This is a genomic window from Sphingomonas sp. CARO-RG-8B-R24-01, assembly GCF_022662295.1.
In the GTDB taxonomy this organism is placed as follows: domain Bacteria; phylum Pseudomonadota; class Alphaproteobacteria; order Sphingomonadales; family Sphingomonadaceae; genus Sphingomonas.
Genome location: NZ_JAKNQI010000002.1, coordinates 100,438 through 119,103, shown reverse-complemented (window position 1 = coordinate 119,103; position 18,666 = coordinate 100,438). Strand labels below are relative to the sequence as shown.

The window sequence follows — 18,666 nt, the reverse complement described above, 5'->3', positions numbered from 1 at the left end:
TTGATACAATCACATGTCCTTGCGACGAGCGAAGGGGATGTATCGCATCGACTGCTGCAACGAGGCATTGTGACGACAACCGAACCGATCGGTGCGCCCCGCGCGCCTGCCGAAACCGCTTCGCAGGGCGGCGCCGCGTTCGATCGCGTCGACCCCATCAGCGAAGCGGCAGTCAAGGGGATCACTGCCCGCACCGTCTCCGGGGCCGCCTGGTTGGTCGCCGCGCGCCTCGGAACCCGCGCGATCGATTTCGTTACCTTGTTGTTGCTCGCCAACGTTTTGCTTCCGGGCGATTTCGGGATGGTCGCGGTGGCGCTTACGCTCGTTCAGATCATCGAGGCCATCCTCGAGATCCCGGTTGGGCAGGTCCTCGTCCGGTCGCACACGATCACGCGCGATCTGCTCGACGCGGCTTTCACGATCGGCTTGCTGCGCGGCATCGTGCTCGCCGTGGTGATAGCGATCTGCGCGGAGCCATTCGCGATCCTCTATCACGATGTGCGCCTCGCGCCGCTCATATGCTTCCTCGGCGTCGCCCCGGCGGCGCGCGGGCTGACCAGCCCGGCGATGACGCACTTTGCCAAGGCGATCGATTTTCGCCGCGACCTGTTGATCGAACTCAGCGGCAAGGTGGCCACTCTGGGATGTTCGGTATCGCTCGCCGTGGCTACACGCAGCTATTGGGCGATCGCGTTCGGCACGGTCGCGGGGCCGATGGCGATGCTGCTGCTGTCCTATGCCTTCGCACCGTACCGGCCTCGGCTATCGCTCGCCCAATGGCGCGCGTTTGCTCATTTTGTCGGGTGGTCGACGGCCGCGCAACTGGTCAATGCCTTGAACTGGCAGATCGGACGATTGCTGCTCGGCCGGTTCGTATCCAAGGCAGACCTGGGGGCCTATTCGCTCGCGCTCGATATCGCCGGGTTGCCCGAACAGTCGATCGTGCGCCCCATCGGACGGCCGCTCCTGTCCGCCTTTGCAGCGCTCCAGCACGATCATCAGCGGCTCGTGGCGGCGTATGCCCGGACGACCAACTCGATCCTGACCATTGGCCTGCCGGTCATGCTCGGCCTGAGCTTGCTGGCCGAGCCCGCGGTCCGGCTGGCGCTGGGGGCGAAATGGCAGCCAAGCTGGCCGATCCTGCAATGGCTGGCGCTTGCCGTAATCCCGCCCTTGCTCACCGCGCCGCTGGGATCGCTCGCCATGGTGCTCGGCCGCACCGAGATCTTTCTCCGACGAAACCTGATCGAATTGGCGGTTTCTGCGCCCCTGTTCCTCACGGGCGCGTATTTCTACGGCACCTACGGCGTGGTCGCCGCCCATCTGGTGATCGGGACGGCGATGGCGTTCACGTCGACCATGCTTGTCAGGCGCCTCACGCACATTCCCGTTCACCGGCAATTGTCGGGTTCCTGGCGCACGGCGTGCGCCGGGGGCGGGTTGACGCTCGTGCTGCTGGCGCTGCGTCCTTATCTGCACGGGCTGACCGGCCTCTCCCTGGCGGTCGGCCTGATCGCCTGCGCCGCGATAGCCGTCGCGAGTTATGCCGCCCTGCTCCTGCTGCTGTGGCGCCTCGATGGAGAGCCCCCGGGTATAGAGGCGACGCTGACCCGGTGGGTGGCAGCGTCATGGCCGACGATCACGCGCCGCGCTAGCGGAGCGTGAACCGCAACGTGAAGACCGCCCCTCCGTCGGGATCGTTATGCGCGGCGATCCCCACGCCCATCGCCTCGGCAAACCCCTTGGCGATCGCAAGTCCCAGCCCGCTCCCACCATGCCGGTCGCCACCGCGCCCCTGCGCGAACGTCTCGAACACCTGCGCCTCCGATCCCGGGTGCAATCCCGGGCCGTGATCGCGCACCGACAGCGTCACCTCGTCGCGCACCCGCCGCCCGCCGATCTCGATCGCGCCCGCGCCACCGTGGACCGCGGCATTGGCGAGCAGGTTGATCAGGATGTGATGCAGCAGCGTCGGGTCGGCCTGCACCAGCGGCAGATCGGGCGGGACACGCAGGTCGATCCGGCTGCCGTGGAGCAGCGTCTTGAGATCATGCACCGCGCTCGCCACCGCATCGGTCAAGTCGGTCGCCTCGGGCGCGAGCTTGAGCGCGCCCGAGTCGATCCGCACCATGTCGACCAGATTGTCGAGGAAGCGCCGCAACCGCGCGACCTCGCTGCGCGCGACCGGCACGGACGGTGCATCGGGATGATCCCGCGCGATCGCGTCGATCGCCGCCGCGACCGAGGTCAGCGGCGTGCGCAGGTCATGCCCGATCGACGACAGCAACGCCGCGCGCAGCCGGTCGCGTTCGCGCAGAACCGAGACTTCGCGGACCTGGTCCTCGAGCTTCAGCCGCTCGTGCGCGAGTGCCGCCTGCCCGAGCAGCGTCGCCAGCAACACCGCGCGCCCGGCGCCGACCGGATCGCCGCCATCATGTGCCGACAGGCCAACCACCGCGAGCACGCCGAGCGAGGTCTTGAGCGGCTGGAACTGCCAGTCGGACGATACCAGCGTCCCCGTCCCCGCGCCGGTCGCCTCGCCCTTGCTCCAGCACCAGTCGGCGGCGGCGCGATCGACCGGGCCGAAGCTCGGCACCTCCTCGGTCGACCAGGCGATACATTCGAGCTGTCCGTCGCGGTCGTCGAGCACGATCACCGACAGGCCGAGCAGCCGCGCCATCTCGCTGCTGACGGTACGGCTGGTCGCTTCCCAATCCGACACGCGCGCGAGCGCCTGTCCGAACGCGGCGACCGCGGCATTTTCCTGCGCGCCGCGTACCCCCAGCGTCGCGCGGATCTTGAGGCGGCCGGTCAGGTTGGCGGTAAAGGTCGCGATGCCGATCAGCACGAACATCGTCAGCAGGCTTTGTGGGTCCGCGATCGTGAAGGTGTAGAGCGGCGGCAGGAACAGGAAGTTGTAGGTCAGCCCGGCGAGCAGCCCGGTCGTCACCCCCGGCCACAACCCGAACCGCCCCGATGCGATGATGACCGGCAACAGGAAGATCAGGTCGATCCCGCCGACGCCGATCACCGGCTCGACCAGCTTGCCAAACGCGGCGGTCAGCGCCACCAGCGCGACGATTGCCGCGGATTTGATCGCGAGCCCCCAGTCGGCGCGGATTGCCGGCGCGCGCTGGCGCGGCGGCGTGGATCCGGCGGGGATGACGTGGATCGCGAGGCCCTCGGTGCCCGCGAGCATCGCCTCGACCACCGATCCGTGGCGCACCGTGAACCACCAGCTTCGCACCGACTTGCCGATGACGAGCTGAGTGGCGCGCATTTCGGTGATCTGCGCGTGGAGTCCCGCCGCGACATTCTCGGCCGGGATCGTCGCGATCGTCGCGCCGAGGCTGGCGGCGAGACTCAGCGTTTCGGCGATCTGGCGGCGTTGCGCATCGCCGAAGCTTTCGGTGCGCGGGGTCTCGATCGACACCGCCTGCCACGGGGCCTTGAGTGCATCGGCAAGCCGCTTGGCCGCGCGGACGAGCGTTTCCGAGCCGGGCAACTCGCTGACCGCGACGAGCACGCGCTCACCCCCGGCATAGGTGCCGCCGACCGCATGCGTGTCGAGATGCTCGAGCATCGCCTGGTCGACGCTTTGCGCGGCGCGGCGCAGCGCCATTTCGCGCAGCGCGGACAGGTTCGCCTTGGAAAAGAAGCGGTCGAGCGCGCGAGTCGCCTCGGCGGGGATATAGACCTTGCCCGCCTTCAACCGCTCGATCAGTTCGTCGGGGGGAAGATCGACGACCTCGACTTCGGCATCGTCGAACACGCTGTCTGGGACGGTCTCGCGGACGCGGACGCGGGTGAAGCTCGCGACGACGTCGTTGAGGCTTTCGACGTGCTGGACGTTGAGCGTGGTGTAGACGTCGATCCCCGCGTCGAGCAGTTCCATCACGTCCTGCCAGCGTTTCGGATGGCGACTGCCGGCGACGTTGGTGTGCGCGAACTCGTCGACCAGCGCGAGCTGCGGGGCGCGAGCCAGCAGGCCGTCGATGTCCATCTCATCGAGGCTGTGGCCCTGATAGGCGATCTGGCGACGCGGCAGGATTTCGAGCGGCGCGACCAGCGCCTCGGTTTCGGCGCGCCCGTGCGTCTCGACGATCGCGATGACGACGTCGGTACCGGACTTGAGCCGCTCCGCGCCCTCCCGGAGCATTTCGAAGGTCTTGCCGACACCGGGGGCAGCGCCAAGGAAGATCTTGAGCTTGCCCCGCGCCTCGCGTTTCGCAGCGCGGAGGAGGGCGTCGGGGGATGGGCGGTCGTCGGTTACCGGCACTTTGGGATCCTTGGGACAGCACGTCGCCCCCGCCTTCCGGCCACCTGCGCAAGACCTGTGCGAAGGTCGCCCGTCACCCCGGCGTAGGCGAGACCTCTGCGAAAATCGCACTGATGCCCCTGCCCGTCACCCCGGCGCAGGCCGGGGCCGCCATGTAAGGGGGCAAAACCGGTGATACCGCACCCAGCCGTCTCGCCGCGCCCGGATAACCACACGTCCCCGGCCTTCGCCGGGGTGACGGATGCGGGATCGGGCGACTTTCGCAGATGTCTCGCGAAGGCCGGGGCCGTGTGGTTACCTTGGTGCGGCGGGGCAACGGCATGCCGTATCGCCGGCCTCGCCAGCCGACATGGCGGCCCCGGCCTTCGCCGGGGTGACGGAAGGGGGTAACGGCGCGCCTTTTGCAAAGGCCTCGCCTGCGCGGGAAGGACGGAAGGGGGGCAGCGGCTAATCACCAACGAAGCCTAGGCACCCCGCCCCGACAACGCCACCGCGCACGCGCAAACCTTATGCGTTCTTAATGCCCCGCCCCCGCCTTACCCGGCGCACCTTAATGCCCCGCGCGCCTATCTCGCATCCCGGAAGCCGCCATTCGGGGCGGAGTCGCCGGGAAAGGCCCCAACATGCCCGATCTTCTCTGGCTCGCCATTCTTGGCGGGCTGTTTCTGCTGACCCTCGCCTTCGTCCGCCTGTGTGATGAAGCCTGAGATGACGCTGCACCTCGCGCTCGCCGGGCTGACCGCTGTCGCCCTCCTCCTGTATCTCGTCGCCGTGCTCGTCCGGCCCGAGCGGTTCTGAAGGACCTGCATCGATGACCATTCAGGGATGGGCGCTGATCGCGCTCTTTGTCGCCATCCTGGCGGCGATCGCCAAGCCGATGGGGATGTGGCTGTTCGCGCTCTACGAAGGGCGGCGCACGCCGCTCCACGTCGTGCTTGGGCCCGTCGAAACCGGCTTCTATAAGCTCGCCGGGATCGACCCGACCGTCGAGCAGGGCTGGCGTCGGTACGCTGTCCACATGCTGCTGTTCCAGCTCGTCACCGTGCTGCTGACCTATGCGGTCCTGCGGTTCCAGGCGTTCCTGCCGCTCGACCAGCGCGGGTTCGCCGGCGTCGCGCCGGACGGCGCGATGAACACGGCGATCTCGTTCGTCAGCAACACCAACTGGCAGTGGTATTCGGGCGAGGCGGTGATGTCGAACCTGAGCCAGATGCTCGGGCTCACGATCCACAATTTCCTCAGCGCCGCCACCGGCATCGCGGTCGCCTTCGCCTTGTTCCGCGGCTTCGCGCGGCGCGAGATGAAGACGATCGGCAATTTCTGGGCCGACCTGACGCGCGTCACGCTGTACGTGCTGCTCCCGATCTGCGTCGTCTATGCGCTGTTCCTGATCGTCAGCGGCGTGCCGCAGACGCTCGCCATGTCGGTCGACGCGACCACGCTGGAAGGCGTCAAGCAGACGATCGCGCTCGGCCCGGTCGCGAGCCAGGAAGCGATCAAGATGCTCGGCACCAACGGGGGCGGCTTCTTCAACGCCAATAGCGCGCATCCGTTCGAAAACCCGACCGCGCTCACCAACCTTGTTCAGATGCTGTCGATCTTCGCGATCGGCGTCGGGCTGACCTGGACCTTCGGCAAGGCGGTCGGCGATACGCGCCAGGGCTGGGCGATCCTCGGTGCGATGACCGTGCTGTTCGTGGCGGGCGTCACCGTCTGCTATTGGCAGGAAGCGCAGGGCAATCCGATCCTCCAGCACATCGGCGTCGCCGGTGGCAATATGGAGGGCAAGGAAGTCCGCTTCGGCACCGCCGCGTCCGCGCTGTTCGCGGTCGTCACCACCGCTGCCTCGTGCGGCGCGGTCAATGCGATGCACGACAGCTTCACGCCGCTCGGCGGGATGATCCCGCTGTTCAACATGCAGCTCGGCGAGATCGTCATCGGCGGCGTCGGCGCGGGTGTCTATGGGTTTCTGCTGTTCGCGATCCTCGCGGTGTTCGTCGCGGGGCTGATGGTCGGACGCACCCCCGAATATGTCGGCAAGAAGATCGAGAGCCGCGAGGTCAAGCTCGCTGTCCTCGCCATCGCGATCCTGCCGCTCTGCATCCTCGGGCTGACCTCGCTCAGCGCGGTGATGCCCGACGGGCTCGCGGGGCCGCTCAACAAGGGGCCGCACGGCTTCGCGGAGATCCTCTACGCCTTCACCTCGGCGACCGCGAACAACGGCTCGGCCTTCGCAGGCCTCTCCGCCGGCACGCCCTGGTACAACGGCATGCTGTCGGTCGCGATGTGGCTCGGGCGGTTCTTCATCATCGTGCCGGTGCTCGCGATCGCGGGCAGCCTCGCCGCCAAGAAGCACATTCCCGCCGGCGCGGGCTCGTTCCCGACCACGGGCGGGCTGTGGATCGGGTTGCTCGTCGCGATCATCCTGATCCTCGGCGGCCTCACCTTCCTGCCCAGCCTCGCCCTCGGCCCGATCGCTGATCATCTCGCGATGATCAACGGCCAGCTCTTCTGAAGGTCCTGACAATGGCAACCGCATCCTCCATGTTCTCGGCGAAGCTGGTCGTCCCGGCGATCGGCGACTCGTTCAAGAAACTCGACCCGCGCCAGCTGGTGAAGAACCCCGTGCTCTTCACCACTGCCGTGGTCGCGCTCCTCCTCACCGTCCTGCTGGCGATGGGGGGCGAGCCGCTCGCCGCCTCGTTCCAGATCCAGCTGATCGTCTGGCTGTGGCTGACGGTGCTGTTCGGCACGTTTGCAGAAGCGCTCGCCGAAGGGCGCGGCCGGGCGCAGGCGGCAAGCCTCCGCGCGACCAAGTCCGAACTCAAGGCGAAGAAGCTGATCGACGTTGCGGGGGCGTGGGAACTGGTCCCCGCCACGCAACTCGCCAAGGGTGACAAGGTCCTGGTCGAGACCGGCGACCTGATCCCCGCGGACGGCGAGGTCATCGTCGGCGTCGCCTCGGTCAACGAGGCCGCGATCACCGGCGAGAGCGCGCCGGTGATCCGCGAGGCGGGCGGCGATCGCTCGGCGGTGACCGCGGGCACGCGCGTGATCTCCGACCAGATCACGGTGCAGATCACCGCCGAACCCGGCCAGGGCTTCCTCGACCGGATGATCGCGCTGGTCGAAGGCGCCGAACGCCAGAAAACCCCGAACGAGATCGCGCTGACGATCCTGCTCGTCGGCCTGACGATCATCTTCCTGATCGCGGTCGCGACGATCCCGGGCTTCGCCAACTACGCCGGGGGCGGGATTTCGGTCGCGGTGCTCGCCGCGCTGCTCATCACGCTGATCCCGACGACGATCGCGGCGCTGCTGTCCGCAATCGGCATCGCGGGGATGGACCGGCTGGTCCGCTTCAACGTGCTCGCCAAGTCGGGCCGCGCGGTCGAGGCGGCGGGCGATATCGACGTGCTGCTGCTCGACAAGACCGGCACGATCACGATCGGCGACCGTCAGGCGAGCGAATTCCGCGCGCTTGCGGGGATCGACGTCGCGACGCTCGCCGAAGCCGCGATGACCGCGAGCCTCGCCGACGAGACGCCCGAGGGCCGCTCGATCGTCGTGCTGGCACGCGAGCAGTTCCACCAGAATGCGGTGCTCCCGGCGGATGCCGAGATCATCCCCTTCACCGCGCAAACCCGTGCGTCGGGGGTCAAGATCGGTCAGGTCACGGTGCTCAAGGGCGCGGTCGATTCGATCCTCAAGACGCTGCCTTCGGACGCGGCTGGCGCGGTCGAGCTCAAGCGCATTACCGACGAGATCGCGCGCGGCGGGATGACCCCGCTTGCGGTGCTCCGCGACGGGCGGCTGCTCGGTGCGGTGGCGCTCAAGGATGTGGTCAAGGCGGGGGTGCGCGAACGCTTCGTCGAGCTGCGCCGGATGGGGATCCGCACGGTGATGATCACCGGCGACAACCCGCTCACCGCCGCCGCGATCGCCGCCGAAGCAGGCGTCGACGATTTCCTCGCCGAAGCCACCCCCGAGGACAAGCTCGCGCTGATCCGCAAGGAACAGCGGGGCGGCAAGCTCGTCGCGATGTGCGGGGACGGCACCAACGACGCCCCTGCCCTTGCACAGGCCGATGTCGGCGTCGCGATGAACACCGGCACGCAGGCCGCACGCGAGGCGGGCAACATCGTCGACCTCGACAGCGATCCGACCAAGCTGATCGAGATCGTGGGGCTCGGCAAGCAGCTCCTGATGACGCGCGGGGCGCTGACGACCTTCTCGGTCGCCAATGACGTCGCGAAGTATTTCGCGATCATCCCCGCGATGTTCGTCGTGCTCTATCCGGGGCTTGGCGTGCTCAACGTGATGGGGCTGTCGAGCCCGAACAGCGCGATCCTGTCGGCGATCATCTTCAACGCCCTCATCATCCCGCTGCTCGTCCCGCTCGCGCTCAAGGGCGTCAAATACACGCCGATGGGTGCCGGGCCGCTGCTCGCACGCAACCTCGCGGTCTACGGCCTCGGCGGCCTGATCGCGCCGTTCATCGGAATCAAGCTGATCGACCTCGTCGTCGCCGGCCTTCACCTCGCCTGAGGATCTGAACCATGCTTACCGATTTCAAATCCGCGCTGCGCCCAGCGATCGTCCTGACGCTCCTGTTCGCGGTCCTGCTCGGCCTCGTCTACCCGCTCGCGCTCACCGGCCTCGGCCAGGTGATCGCGCCGGGGGCGGCCAACGGCAGCCTGCTCCGCGACGCGAAGGGGACCGTGATCGGCTCCGCGCTGATCGGCCAGGGCTTTGCAGGGCCCAGCTTTTTCCACGGTCGCCCGTCGGCGGCCGGCAAGGGATATGACGCGACCGCTTCGTCGGGCTCGAACCTCGGTCCCACCAGCAAGGCGCTGGTCGACCGGGTCAAGACCGACATGGCCGCGGTAAAAGTTACGGCACCAGGTTCTACTGTTCCCGCCGATCTGGTGACGGCCTCTGCCTCGGGGCTCGACCCCCATATCAGCCCCGAGGCGGCTTTTTATCAAACGGCGCGCGTCGCCAAGGCGCGCGGGATCGACGAGGCACGGGTTCGCCAGTTGGTCGAGCAGACCGCGGAGACTCCGCTGCTCGGGTTCCTCGGCGAGCCGCGAGTCAACGTGCTCGCGCTCAACCTTGCGCTCGACCGGATGAGCAAGCGGCCGTAACACGCACGCCATGCCCGCCCACAAAGTCCTGATCGTCGAAGACGACGCGCACATCCGCCGGTTGCTGCGCGTCGCCTTGGAACGCGCCGGGCACGCCGTGTCCGAGGCCAGCACCGCACGCGAGGGCCTGTCGCTGGTCGACATCGCCAAGCCCGATGCGGTGCTGCTCGACCTCGGCCTGCCCGACCGCGACGGGCTCGAGATGATCCAGCTGATCAAGGCGCGCTCGCAGGCGACGGTGCTGGTCGTCTCGGCGCGCGACGAAACAGCCGAGAAAGTCGCTGCGCTCGATCTCGGCGCGGACGATTATCTGATCAAGCCGTTCGATACCGAGGAACTGCTCGCGCGGCTGCGCACCGCCTTCCGCCACCGGCTCGCGACGCAGGCCGAGCGAGTCAACGTGACCGCGGGGGACGTCGAGATCGATCTCGAGCATCGCCGCGTGCGGCGCGGGGGCGAGGTCATCCATCTGCCGCCCAAGGAATATGACGTGCTCGCCGAGCTTGCGAAGCGGCCCGACCGGGTGATCGGCCATGCGCACTTGCTGCGCACCGTCTGGGGGCCGGCGCATGAGAGCCATGTCGATTACCTGCGCATCGTGATCCGCGGGTTGCGACAGAAGCTCGAGCAGGATGCGGCGGTGCCGCGGTTGCTGATCAACGAGCCCGGGGTCGGGTATCGGCTCGCGACGGGGGAGCGGTAGACACCTGCTCCGTCCCGTTCGAAACGAACGGAGAACACCCCCTTCCCTTCGCGCCCGCCCGCGCTAAGCTGCCCCCGACACAACCGGGGGGACGTGACGATGCAGGGCAAGGTCTTGGGGTTCGATACCAACAGCGGCGAGGGCATGATCAGCGCCGAGGACGGGCGCCGCTACGCCTTCACCCCCGCCGACTGGCGCCACCGCGCGCCGCCGCAGAGCGGGCAGCGCGTGGATTTCGAGGCGCAGGACGGCCGCGCGACCAGCATCTACGTCACCGGCGGCACCGCCATGGCCGCCGACAAGAACCGCTTCGTCGCCGCGCTGCTCGCTTTCTTCCTCGGCACGCTCGGGCTCCACAAATTCTACCTCGGCAAGATCAAGGCCGGGATCGTGATGTTGTGCGTCGCGGTGTTCGGATCGATCCTGTTCGGCGTGCCGACCGCTATCATCGGCGTGATCGCGCTGATCGAATGCATCATCTATCTCGCAACCCCCGACGAAGCGTTCGAGCGCAAATATGTCGAGGGCGATACCGCCTGGTTCTAACCCCGCCCGAAAGGTCGTTGATGAAAGTCGTCCTGCCCGCGCTTGCCCGCCAGTTACTCGAACCGCGGCTGCCCGCCGGGCTCGACATCAGCTGGGTCACGACGCGGGCGGAGGCGACCGCGGCGATGGTCGACGCGGACATCGGCTGGGTCGACCTGTACCCGCACGGGCTGACGCAGGAAGCGGTTGCCGCCGCGAAACGGCTGCGCTGGCTGTTCACCGCGATCGCCGGAATCGAATCGCTCGATCTCGTGGCGCTGCGCGATGCGGGGACGATCGTCACCAACGGCGCCGGGATCAACGCCATCGCCGTCGCCGAATATGCGGTGATGGGCGTCCTGGTCGCCGCCAAGCGGTACGACGAGGTGGTGCGGATCGCCGACCGGCGCGCATGGCCCGATTCGGCCCCGGGACGGCAGGAACTGTTCGAAACCCGCGCGCTGGTGGTTGGCTATGGCGCGATCGGGCGCCTGATCGGCGAACGGCTCGCGGCATTCGGGGTTGCGGTGACCGGCGTCACCCGCTCGGGCCGCGACGGAACGCTGACGCCGGATGAGTGGAAACCGCGACTCGGCGACTATGATTGGGTGATCCTCGCCGCGCCCTCGACCGGAGACACAAAGGCGGCAATCGGCGCACCCGAACTCTTGGCGATGAAAGCGAGCGCATGGCTCGTCAACATCGCGCGCGGCGACATGGTCGATCAGGCCGCGCTGATCGCGGCGCTTGGCGGCAAGACGATCGCGGGCGCGTTCCTCGATACGGTCGACCCGGAACCGCTCCCGCCGGAGCATCCCTTGTGGACCACCCCGAACGTCATTCATTCGATGCACCTCGCCGGACGCAGCCAGACCAGGATGTTCGTTCGTGCTGCCGAGCTGTTCCTGCGCAACCTCTCCAGATTCCAGGCGGGGGAGACGATGGAGAATGTCGTCGATCTCGACGCGGGCTATTGAAGCACGGCACACGAATCCGCGCGGGATAACGGTCGAGGTGGGCTGGCGAGCAAGGGTAATTGTCGAGCTCGCACGGCCGGGTACTACCCGGCACTAGCGACGTCTCCGTCGAAAGACGAACAACCGTGAAGGCCAGGCGCAGCAGCCGTGGCCTCCCAGCGATCCTGCTTTAGTTTGCGCCCTTGAGCGACTTGTCCAACATCATGAGTTCGATTGGGGTAAGGCCCGCCCGCGGATCGTCGTTCAGGCGTCTCGGAGCCTGGAAAGTACGCCGAAAAGAACCCGAGCCAAGTGTTTTACGCACCATTTTTTGTGCTTCCTGAAGAGCATGTTAACCAGTTGGGCATCGAAACGACGCATTCCGTCGGGGGTTCCCGCAAAGCGACATTCGGCGGCTGACAGCGTGTATCAGAACGGTACGGGCGGGGTCGTACGCGTGCCGGCGGACCCGACCCACGCAAAACGCATGTTTACCCGAATGTCATTGCCGGCGACCGCAAACTCGGTCCAGCCCGTCCCCACGAAAGAAATTGCGCTCGAATTACCCCACAAGGGAAAAACAGCGTTGCGCACTTTACCCCGCTTGGGTAATGCCCTCCACATGACAACGATGGCCGGCCTCAAGATCAAACGCTTCCGCGAAGAACGGGGCCTTACCCGCGCCGCCTTCGGGGCGTGGTATGGTGCGCCGGGCTCGACCGTCCAGGGCTGGGAAGAGGATGGCAAGCGCGCCAGCGGCCCGGCGGTCAACCAGATCGCCGCCAACGCCATCGCGGCGCACGCCGACTGGTATGTACAGATTCGCACGGAGAATGACATGAGCAGCTGGGCCCCCGATAGCTGGACCCGCGCCGAAGCGCGGCAAATGCCAACCTATGAGGATCCCGCCGCGCTCGACGCCGCGACCGCGCAACTCAGCTCCTTCCCCCCGCTCGTCTTCGCGGGCGAGGCGCGCAACCTCACCGCCGATCTCGCGCGCGTCGCCGAGGGCAAGGCGTTCCTGCTCCAGGGCGGCGACTGCGCCGAGAGCTTCGCCGAGCATAGCGCGAACAACATCCGCGATACGTTCCGTGTCATCCTCCAGATGGCGGTGGTGCTGACCTTCGCCTCCAAGCTGCCGACGGTGAAGCTCGGGCGGATGGCGGGGCAGTTCGCCAAGCCGCGCTCCGCCGATACCGAGACGATCGGCGACGTCACCCTGCCCGCCTACCGCGGCGACATCGTCAACGACATCGCCTTCACCCCCGAGGGCCGCGCAAACGATCCGCAGCGGATGATCCGCGCGTACAGCCAGTCGGCGGCAACGCTCAACCTGCTCCGCGCGTTCGCGGGAGGTGGGTATGCGAACCTTCACCAGGTCCATCGCTGGACGCACGATTACATGGGCCGCAGCCCGTGGGCGAAGAAGTTCGCCGACGTCGCCGACCGCATCGGCGAGGCGCTCGACTTCATGGAGGCGTGCGGGATCAGCCCCGAAACGGTGCCGCAGCTCGCGCAGACGAGCTTCTACACCAGCCACGAGGCGCTGCTGCTGCGCTACGAACAGGCGCTGACGCGGCAGGATTCGCTGACCGGCGACTGGTATGACACCAGCGCGCATTTCCTGTGGATCGGCGACCGCACGCGTTTCGAAGGCAGCGCGCATGTCGAATATCTGCGCGGGATCGGCAATCCGATCGGCATGAAGTGTGGCCCGAGCCTCGAGCCCGACGCGCTGCTGCGGCTGCTCGACACGCTCAACCCGTCGCGTATTCCGGGACGGATGACACTGATCACTCGCTACGGTCACGACAAGATCGAGGCGGGGCTGCCCAAGCTGGTCCGCGCCGTCATGCGCGAGGGGCATCCGGTGGTGTGGAGCTGCGATCCGATGCACGGCAATACCGTCAAGGCGGCGACCGGCTACAAGACCCGGCCGTTCGATCGCATCCTGGCGGAAGTCCGCGGGTTCTTCGCGGTGCATCGCGCCGAGGGGTCAATCGCCGGCGGAATCCATGCCGAGATGACGGGGCAGAATGTCACGGAGTGCACCGGCGGTGCGGTCGACGTGACGGAGCAGTCGCTGGCGGATCGCTATCATACGCATTGCGACCCGCGGCTCAACGCGGGCCAGAGTCTGGAACTGGCGTTCCTGCTGGCGGAAATGCTCAACGTGGAAATGGCGGAAAGGCGGCGCGCGGCGGCTTGAGCCACCGCGCGGCCGGCCGGACTATACCGCGGAGCGGCCCTGAAGCAGGCGCACGACCACGACGATCGCTGCGATGACGAGCAGAAGATGGATAAGGCCGCCGCCGATATGAACGGCAAACCCGAGTGCCCAGAGCACCAGCAAGATGACTACGATCGTCCAGAGCATGTAACGTCCCTTCTAAAAACCGGCCCCTCGCCGGAACGGACGACGGTTCGTCCGACCCCGAAACAAACGTGGCAATGCGGTTCGAGTTCCGGAGCGGAAGGATTGCGATCGGCAGTTGACGTCCTTGCGCAGCGTGCGTAAGGACGCCGCTTCGCTAACGGCCCCTTCGTCTAGCGGTTAGGACGACGCCCTCTCACGGCGTAAGCACGAGTTCGATTCTCGTAGGGGTCACCAGCGTCGTCAGGCTACCCGATATCTAGAAGCGTCCGCTGTAACCGTATAACCTACGGCCATTAGCCTTCGCTGCGGTGGCATGTCGTAGCAAACGCGCGCGACCCGTACCAAAGCTGAAATTGTCTCCGCGGTCACGCGCGACACTCGGGTGATGCCCGCGAAATATCGGTTCAAGGAAAAGCAGCGGCCGCGTGCTCGCAATCGCGAGATGCTAGGCCGCGTATCGTCTGCTCGATCACATAGACGCTGCTCAGGGTCGTCGCGGCGGCGCAGGTAACGTCCGCCTGAAGCCGACGCGGGTCCCGCAAGGCGGCGTCGCGCCACTGGCCGCGGGATGGCGCGACTCGCGCGCAAGCGGACGGACTCGTCGCTTCATATGATCGTCTTGCCGATAGCAGGAGCAGCGGACTGCAGCGGCCTGGTACGGTCCACGCGCATCGCGACATTTACGCGGCAAAGAACCGGGGGCGACGGCAGCCGCCCCCGGAAACCCGGTCAGAACGTAACGCGGGCGCCCATCGACAGGACCACCGCATGCGCGTTGCGCAGCAGGCCGTTTGTCACCACCGGGGTCTGCGCTGCCGTACCGGCATAAGCCGCGGTGACCCGATCGATCGTCGTATTGTCGAAGTCGACGTAGCTTGCAGCGGCGTCGAGCGCGATGTGCCTGTTCAGCTGGTAGCTGCCGCCGGCCGCATAGGTCCAACGGTTGGAATCCGGCACGCGCGCATCGCGCAGGCCGTCCTGAGTCGGCGTGATCGTGCGCTGCCCACCGGCACGCAGCGTCACCTTCGGCCCGACCGCATAATCGACGCCGCCGGCGAGGCTCCAGCTGTCACGGTAAGTCTCGGGGATCGCGACGTTCAGCGGTGCGCCAAGGCGGATCGCGTCGAACTTGCTCCAGTTATAGGCGACGACCTGCGCATTGAGCGTCAGCGCGTTGGTCGCGCGCAAACGACCGGCAACGATCACCTGACCCGGGGTGCGGAACTTGGCCTGGACCCCAGACAGCGAGACATTCGATGCGGCAAGCGGACCGACCAGGCCCGCGATGTCGAGGTTACCGGTCAGCGTATGCTCGATGCTCGACTTGTAGCTGATGCCGACGGTGGCGATCTTGTTGTGCAGTTGCACGCCCGCCGTCCAGCCGAAGTCCCACCCATGGCCTCTGAGCGTCTGGCTGCCGTCGGGCAGCGTTGCCAGGACGTTGGGCAGCGCGTTGCTCAGGTAGGCGTCGGTATATTCGACGTTGAGGGCGCCACCGACGCGAAGCCAGTCAGTCAGCACGACGCCGATCGACGGCTGGATGTCGATCGTGCGCAGGCGGGTCTTGTCCGCGCTGTAGCGCGCCCAGCTGTTCGCATCATAATCAGTGGTGAAGCTGAACGGCGACGTGATCGCCAGGCCGATCGCGATCCGGTCGTTGACCGGATAGGCGATCGCGCCGCTCGGCAGCACGCCGTTGTTGATCGGATCGCGCGACACCGCATTGCCGCCAACCGGCGCAAACGCCTGTCCCGGCCGACGGATCAGCGTGCCGTTGTCGACGACATCGCCCTTGGGCAGGATCGCGGTCGCGCTGACCGCTGCTTCCGGGTCGGTGATGCCGGCGATCGCGGCCGGGTTCCACCACAAGGACGACGGTCCGGTATCGGCCGCCTCGCCCGAGAAGGCACGCCCCGCGCCGCGCGCCGACTGCGCCTCGAGATAAAAGGCATCGGCATGCGCGATACCGGCGAAGCCAAATGCCGAGACGAGCGCGGTCGCGCCCAGCAGCGGGGCCTTGATACGATTGAACATGAAAAATTCCTGTATTGGTCTGGGGGGGAAATGCGGTTAGCGGACGCGCGTCCAGGTCTGCGTCTTGCAGAGCGGGAAGAACACGCAGCCGCGCAGTTTCAATTGGTTGGCGCCGAGGGGGGTGATCTTGCCGCTATAGGTCCTGCCGTCTTCGGCATTATAGACCTGGCCGTTGCTCCAGACGCCGTCTGCGTCCGGCTTGAAGCCGCTCAGCATCATCATGCCCTCGATCGGGCGGGACCGTAGCTTGGCATCCGCGTTCTTGGCGTCCTTCATCCCCGGATTCGCGCGCAGGGCATCGGACGTCAGGATCTTGCCGCAGATCGACGGACCGCAGCGGGTGATTTCGACGATGGCGTTGTGGGTTTCGGTCTTCCACCGACCGATGACGGTATCGGTGGCAAGCGGCGCTCCGGCGAGCAGCGCGCTGATGATCAGCAGGGACATCGTCTTTCCTCTCCATCCTCGCCGCCCCCTGTCGGGAGGACGGCTGCAGACTTTTCGTCCGGCGCCGCATCTGTACGGTCGCCACTGCACGCCTCGCGTCTTATGCGCGAGACAGATGCCGTATACGGCATGTGTCATCTCGCCTATAAGGATGAGCCGCCACGTCAAGGTTTGTCGTCCAGCGTGGCGACAATGCCCCCCTTTTTCACTGCGTTGCGTGGCCTTTTGGCAACGCCTGCACGAGCGCGGTCCACGCCTCGCCGGTCGGCGCAAGATGCCGCTTCCCCCGCGGTCGCAAATCCGCAACACTCCGATGAATGGCGCAAGCGCGGGCGACGATCCATACCGGGCGGAGTCACGACGCGATAAGAGGCGTCGCGGGAGGGACGGATTGGACGATCGGCAACCGGAACTTACCGGCATCAACGAGGTCGCGCGGATGCTTGCCATCACGCCGCGAACGCTGCGTTTCTATGAGGATCGCGGGTTGATCACGCCCGGGCGGGTCGGCGCCATTCGAGTCTACACCCGGCGGGAGATCGCCCGGATGCAGCTGATCCTTCGCGGCAAGCGGCTGGGCTTCACACTGAGCGACATCACCGAGTTTCTCGATCTGTACGATGCCGACCCGCAGCATGTCGAACAGATGCGCGCGCTGGCGGACCGCGTCCGGCAACGCATCGACCGGCTCGACGCGCAACGCGACGCCATTGCCGAAACGCTGGACGAACTCGAGAAGATCGAAGCACAGGCGCTGGAACGCATCGCGGCGTCGACGCCCGAACGATCGCGCGCAGCGGGGTAACGGTGCGGCGCGGAACGACCCGCTTACTCGCAGCGTCGCGCCGGCTCCACCCCCGTCACGACGCCTGAACAGTGATTGCCGAAGACGAATGACCGCAGAACCGCGGCGTCGTGGCGGGGAGTAGTGCGGTGTCTGGACCAGCCTCATGTGCCGCCTTGCGGGCAAGCCTGCCGCCCTCGGACGCCGGGCACCAGGCGTCGCACGAGGGTCGTCCCTAGCGCGCCGCGGCGGCGCTGCGCATGCGCAGCGCCAGCACCAGCACGAGCCCCCCGCCCGCCATCACCGCACCCGCGAGCGACACCGCGGGATAGCCCAGCCCCGCGCCGATCACCACGCCGCCCAGCGCGGCACCGATCGCGTTGCCGAGATTGAACGCGCCGATGTTCATCGCCGACGCAAGGTTGGGCGCGTCCCCCGCGGCGGTCATCACGCGCAGCTGGAGCGGCGGGACCAGTGCGAAGCTCGCCACGCCCCACAGGAAGATTAGCACCGCCGCAGGCACGGACCAGGCCATGGCAAACGCGAACGCCACCAGCAGCGCGACCAGCCCACCCAGGGTCACGATCAGCGTCGCGTCGACCGAACGATCCGCATAGCGCCCGCCGAGCCAGTTGCCGACCGTCAGCCCGACGCCGTACAGCACCAGCATCGCGGTCACGAACGCGGTGGAGGCGTGTGTCTGGGTCTGCAGGATCGGGACGATATAGGTGAATACCGTGAACATCGCGCTCGACCCGATCACCGTCAGCAGCAGGGCGACCAGCACGTCCCCGCGCGCGAGCACGCGCAGTTCGGCGCGCATGTCGCTGTCGGTGTCCGCCGGAATAACCGGGACGGCAAAGCGCAATGCCGCCATCGCCAGCACGCCGAGACCCGTGATCGCCCAGAAGATCGTGCGCCATCCGAACGCCTCCGCCGCCCAGGCCGCCAGCGGGACGCCGCCGACGTTGGCGATCGTCAGCCCCATGAACATCGTCGCCACCGCACCCGCGCGCCGCTCGGGCGGCACCAGCCGCGCGGCGACGACCGAGCCGACGCCGAAGAACGCCCCGTGGTTGAACGAGGTGACCACCCGCGCGATCAGCAGCGTCGCATAGCTGCCGGACAGGGCCGCAAGCAGATTGCCGACCGTGAAGATCGCCATCAACCCGATCAGCAGCGTCCGGCGCGGGATCCGCGCGGTCGTCAGCGTCATCAGCGGCGCGCCGATCAGCACGCCGACCGCATAGGCGCTGATCAGCAACCCCGCGGTCGGGATCGATACGCCGAGATCGGTCGCGATCACCGGGAGCATCCCCATGGGCGCGAATTCGGTGACGCCGATGCCGAACGCACCGACGGCAAGGGCGAGAATGGCGGGGTTGAACTTCATGCACTTCTTCCGATCTGTGAT

Annotated in this window: 15 protein-coding genes and 1 tRNA gene; 11 read left to right on the top strand and 5 right to left on the bottom strand. The window is 67.1% G+C overall.

The features are described 5' to 3' along the window. Positions 1 to 69 precede the first annotated feature (69 nt). The gene (locus L8G49_RS05220) at positions 70 to 1,665 is read left to right on the top strand and encodes a lipopolysaccharide biosynthesis protein (RefSeq protein ID WP_242182983.1); all 1,596 of its coding nucleotides are present in this window, start codon (positions 70 to 72) and stop codon (positions 1,663 to 1,665) included. On the opposite strand, the gene L8G49_RS05215 is transcribed toward L8G49_RS05220, so the two are convergent. Continuing rightward, positions 1,652 to 4,279, bottom strand: a complete 2,628-nt coding sequence (locus L8G49_RS05215; protein WP_242182981.1) for a sensor histidine kinase KdpD — start codon at positions 4,277 to 4,279, stop codon at positions 1,652 to 1,654. The genes L8G49_RS05220 and L8G49_RS05215 overlap by 14 nt on opposite strands. Positions 4,280 to 4,975: 696 nt before the next feature. Here L8G49_RS05215 and L8G49_RS05210 point away from each other — a divergent pair. The 8 genes from L8G49_RS05210 (at position 4,976) to L8G49_RS05175 (ending at position 13,819) form a co-directional block, all read left to right on the top strand. Then, entirely contained in the window at positions 4,976 to 5,077 is a 102-nt protein-coding gene (locus L8G49_RS05210) for a potassium-transporting ATPase subunit F (protein ID WP_242139376.1), read from the top strand. Between the two features lie 13 nt (positions 5,078 to 5,090). Continuing rightward, positions 5,091 to 6,794, top strand: coding sequence for a potassium-transporting ATPase subunit KdpA (kdpA, locus tag L8G49_RS05205; RefSeq protein WP_242182978.1), 1,704 nt, complete (start codon positions 5,091 to 5,093; stop codon positions 6,792 to 6,794). 11 nt (positions 6,795 to 6,805) lie between these two features. After that, entirely contained in the window at positions 6,806 to 8,827 is a 2,022-nt protein-coding gene (kdpB, locus tag L8G49_RS05200; protein WP_242182976.1) for a potassium-transporting ATPase subunit KdpB, read from the top strand. Between the two features lie 11 nt (positions 8,828 to 8,838). After that, a complete protein-coding gene (gene kdpC, locus L8G49_RS05195; RefSeq protein WP_242182974.1) occupies positions 8,839 to 9,426 on the top strand; it encodes a potassium-transporting ATPase subunit KdpC in 588 nt (195 codons plus the stop codon). 10 nt (positions 9,427 to 9,436) lie between these two features. Further along, positions 9,437 to 10,129, top strand: a complete 693-nt coding sequence (locus tag L8G49_RS05190) for a response regulator (protein ID WP_242182972.1) — start codon at positions 9,437 to 9,439, stop codon at positions 10,127 to 10,129. Positions 10,130 to 10,228: 99 nt separating this feature from the next. Continuing rightward, on the top strand, positions 10,229 to 10,675 hold the full coding sequence (locus tag L8G49_RS05185; RefSeq protein ID WP_242139371.1) for a TM2 domain-containing protein: 447 nt from the start codon (positions 10,229 to 10,231) through the stop codon (positions 10,673 to 10,675). A gap of 20 nt (positions 10,676 to 10,695) precedes the next feature. Further along, positions 10,696 to 11,631 carry an NAD(P)-dependent oxidoreductase gene (locus L8G49_RS05180; RefSeq protein ID WP_242182970.1) on the top strand — a complete coding sequence of 312 codons (936 nt, stop codon included), beginning with the start codon at positions 10,696 to 10,698 and terminating at the stop codon, positions 11,629 to 11,631. 817 nt (positions 11,632 to 12,448) lie between these two features. Next, positions 12,449 to 13,819, top strand: a complete 1,371-nt coding sequence (locus tag L8G49_RS05175) for a 3-deoxy-7-phosphoheptulonate synthase class II (protein ID WP_242183751.1) — start codon at positions 12,449 to 12,451, stop codon at positions 13,817 to 13,819. 21 nt (positions 13,820 to 13,840) lie between these two features. Here L8G49_RS05175 and L8G49_RS05170 read toward each other — a convergent pair whose 3' ends face one another. Further along, entirely contained in the window at positions 13,841 to 13,987 is a 147-nt protein-coding gene (locus L8G49_RS05170) for a lmo0937 family membrane protein (RefSeq protein WP_010162657.1), read from the bottom strand. A gap of 159 nt (positions 13,988 to 14,146) precedes the next feature. Between L8G49_RS05170 and L8G49_RS05165 the strand changes: the two genes are divergently transcribed. After that, a tRNA-Glu gene (locus tag L8G49_RS05165) sits at positions 14,147 to 14,221 on the top strand. Between the two features lie 495 nt (positions 14,222 to 14,716). Here L8G49_RS05165 and L8G49_RS05160 read toward each other — a convergent pair. Both L8G49_RS05160 and L8G49_RS05155 read right to left on the bottom strand, forming a co-directional pair. Continuing rightward, entirely contained in the window at positions 14,717 to 16,021 is a 1,305-nt protein-coding gene (locus L8G49_RS05160) for an outer membrane protein transport protein (RefSeq protein ID WP_242182969.1), read from the bottom strand. Positions 16,022 to 16,057: 36 nt separating this feature from the next. Next, complete coding sequence (locus L8G49_RS05155) at positions 16,058 to 16,468, bottom strand: DUF2147 domain-containing protein (protein ID WP_242139368.1); 411 nt, start codon at positions 16,466 to 16,468, stop codon at positions 16,058 to 16,060. Positions 16,469 to 16,859: 391 nt separating this feature from the next. Here L8G49_RS05155 and L8G49_RS05150 point away from each other — a divergent pair, with 391 nt between their 5' ends. Then, a complete protein-coding gene (locus L8G49_RS05150) occupies positions 16,860 to 17,273 on the top strand; it encodes a MerR family DNA-binding transcriptional regulator (protein WP_242139367.1) in 414 nt (137 codons plus the stop codon). Between the two features lie 214 nt (positions 17,274 to 17,487). Here the strand turns inward: L8G49_RS05150 and L8G49_RS05145 are convergent, their stop codons facing one another. Next, positions 17,488 to 18,645, bottom strand: coding sequence for an MFS transporter (locus tag L8G49_RS05145; protein WP_242139366.1), 1,158 nt, complete (start codon positions 18,643 to 18,645; stop codon positions 17,488 to 17,490). Positions 18,646 to 18,666: the final 21 nt, after the last annotated feature.

What these genes read in the sequence shown, in the direction of transcription:
- L8G49_RS05210 (WP_242139376.1), top strand. Translation starts at nt 4,976, where the DNA reads ATGAAGCCTGAGATGACGCTGCACCTCGCGCTCGCCGGGCTGACCGCT.
- kdpA (WP_242182978.1), top strand. Translation starts at nt 5,091, where the DNA reads ATGACCATTCAGGGATGGGCGCTGATCGCGCTCTTTGTCGCCATCCTG.
- kdpB (WP_242182976.1), top strand. Translation starts at nt 6,806, where the DNA reads ATGGCAACCGCATCCTCCATGTTCTCGGCGAAGCTGGTCGTCCCGGCG.
- kdpC (WP_242182974.1), top strand. Translation starts at nt 8,839, where the DNA reads ATGCTTACCGATTTCAAATCCGCGCTGCGCCCAGCGATCGTCCTGACG.
- L8G49_RS05190 (WP_242182972.1), top strand. Translation starts at nt 9,437, where the DNA reads ATGCCCGCCCACAAAGTCCTGATCGTCGAAGACGACGCGCACATCCGC.
- L8G49_RS05185 (WP_242139371.1), top strand. Translation starts at nt 10,229, where the DNA reads ATGCAGGGCAAGGTCTTGGGGTTCGATACCAACAGCGGCGAGGGCATG.
- L8G49_RS05180 (WP_242182970.1), top strand. Translation starts at nt 10,696, where the DNA reads ATGAAAGTCGTCCTGCCCGCGCTTGCCCGCCAGTTACTCGAACCGCGG.
- L8G49_RS05175 (WP_242183751.1), top strand. Translation starts at nt 12,449, where the DNA reads ATGAGCAGCTGGGCCCCCGATAGCTGGACCCGCGCCGAAGCGCGGCAA.
- L8G49_RS05170 (WP_010162657.1), bottom strand. Translation starts at nt 13,987, where the DNA reads ATGCTCTGGACGATCGTAGTCATCTTGCTGGTGCTCTGGGCACTCGGG.
- L8G49_RS05160 (WP_242182969.1), bottom strand. Translation starts at nt 16,021, where the DNA reads ATGTTCAATCGTATCAAGGCCCCGCTGCTGGGCGCGACCGCGCTCGTC.
- L8G49_RS05155 (WP_242139368.1), bottom strand. Translation starts at nt 16,468, where the DNA reads ATGTCCCTGCTGATCATCAGCGCGCTGCTCGCCGGAGCGCCGCTTGCC.
- L8G49_RS05145 (WP_242139366.1), bottom strand. Translation starts at nt 18,645, where the DNA reads ATGAAGTTCAACCCCGCCATTCTCGCCCTTGCCGTCGGTGCGTTCGGC.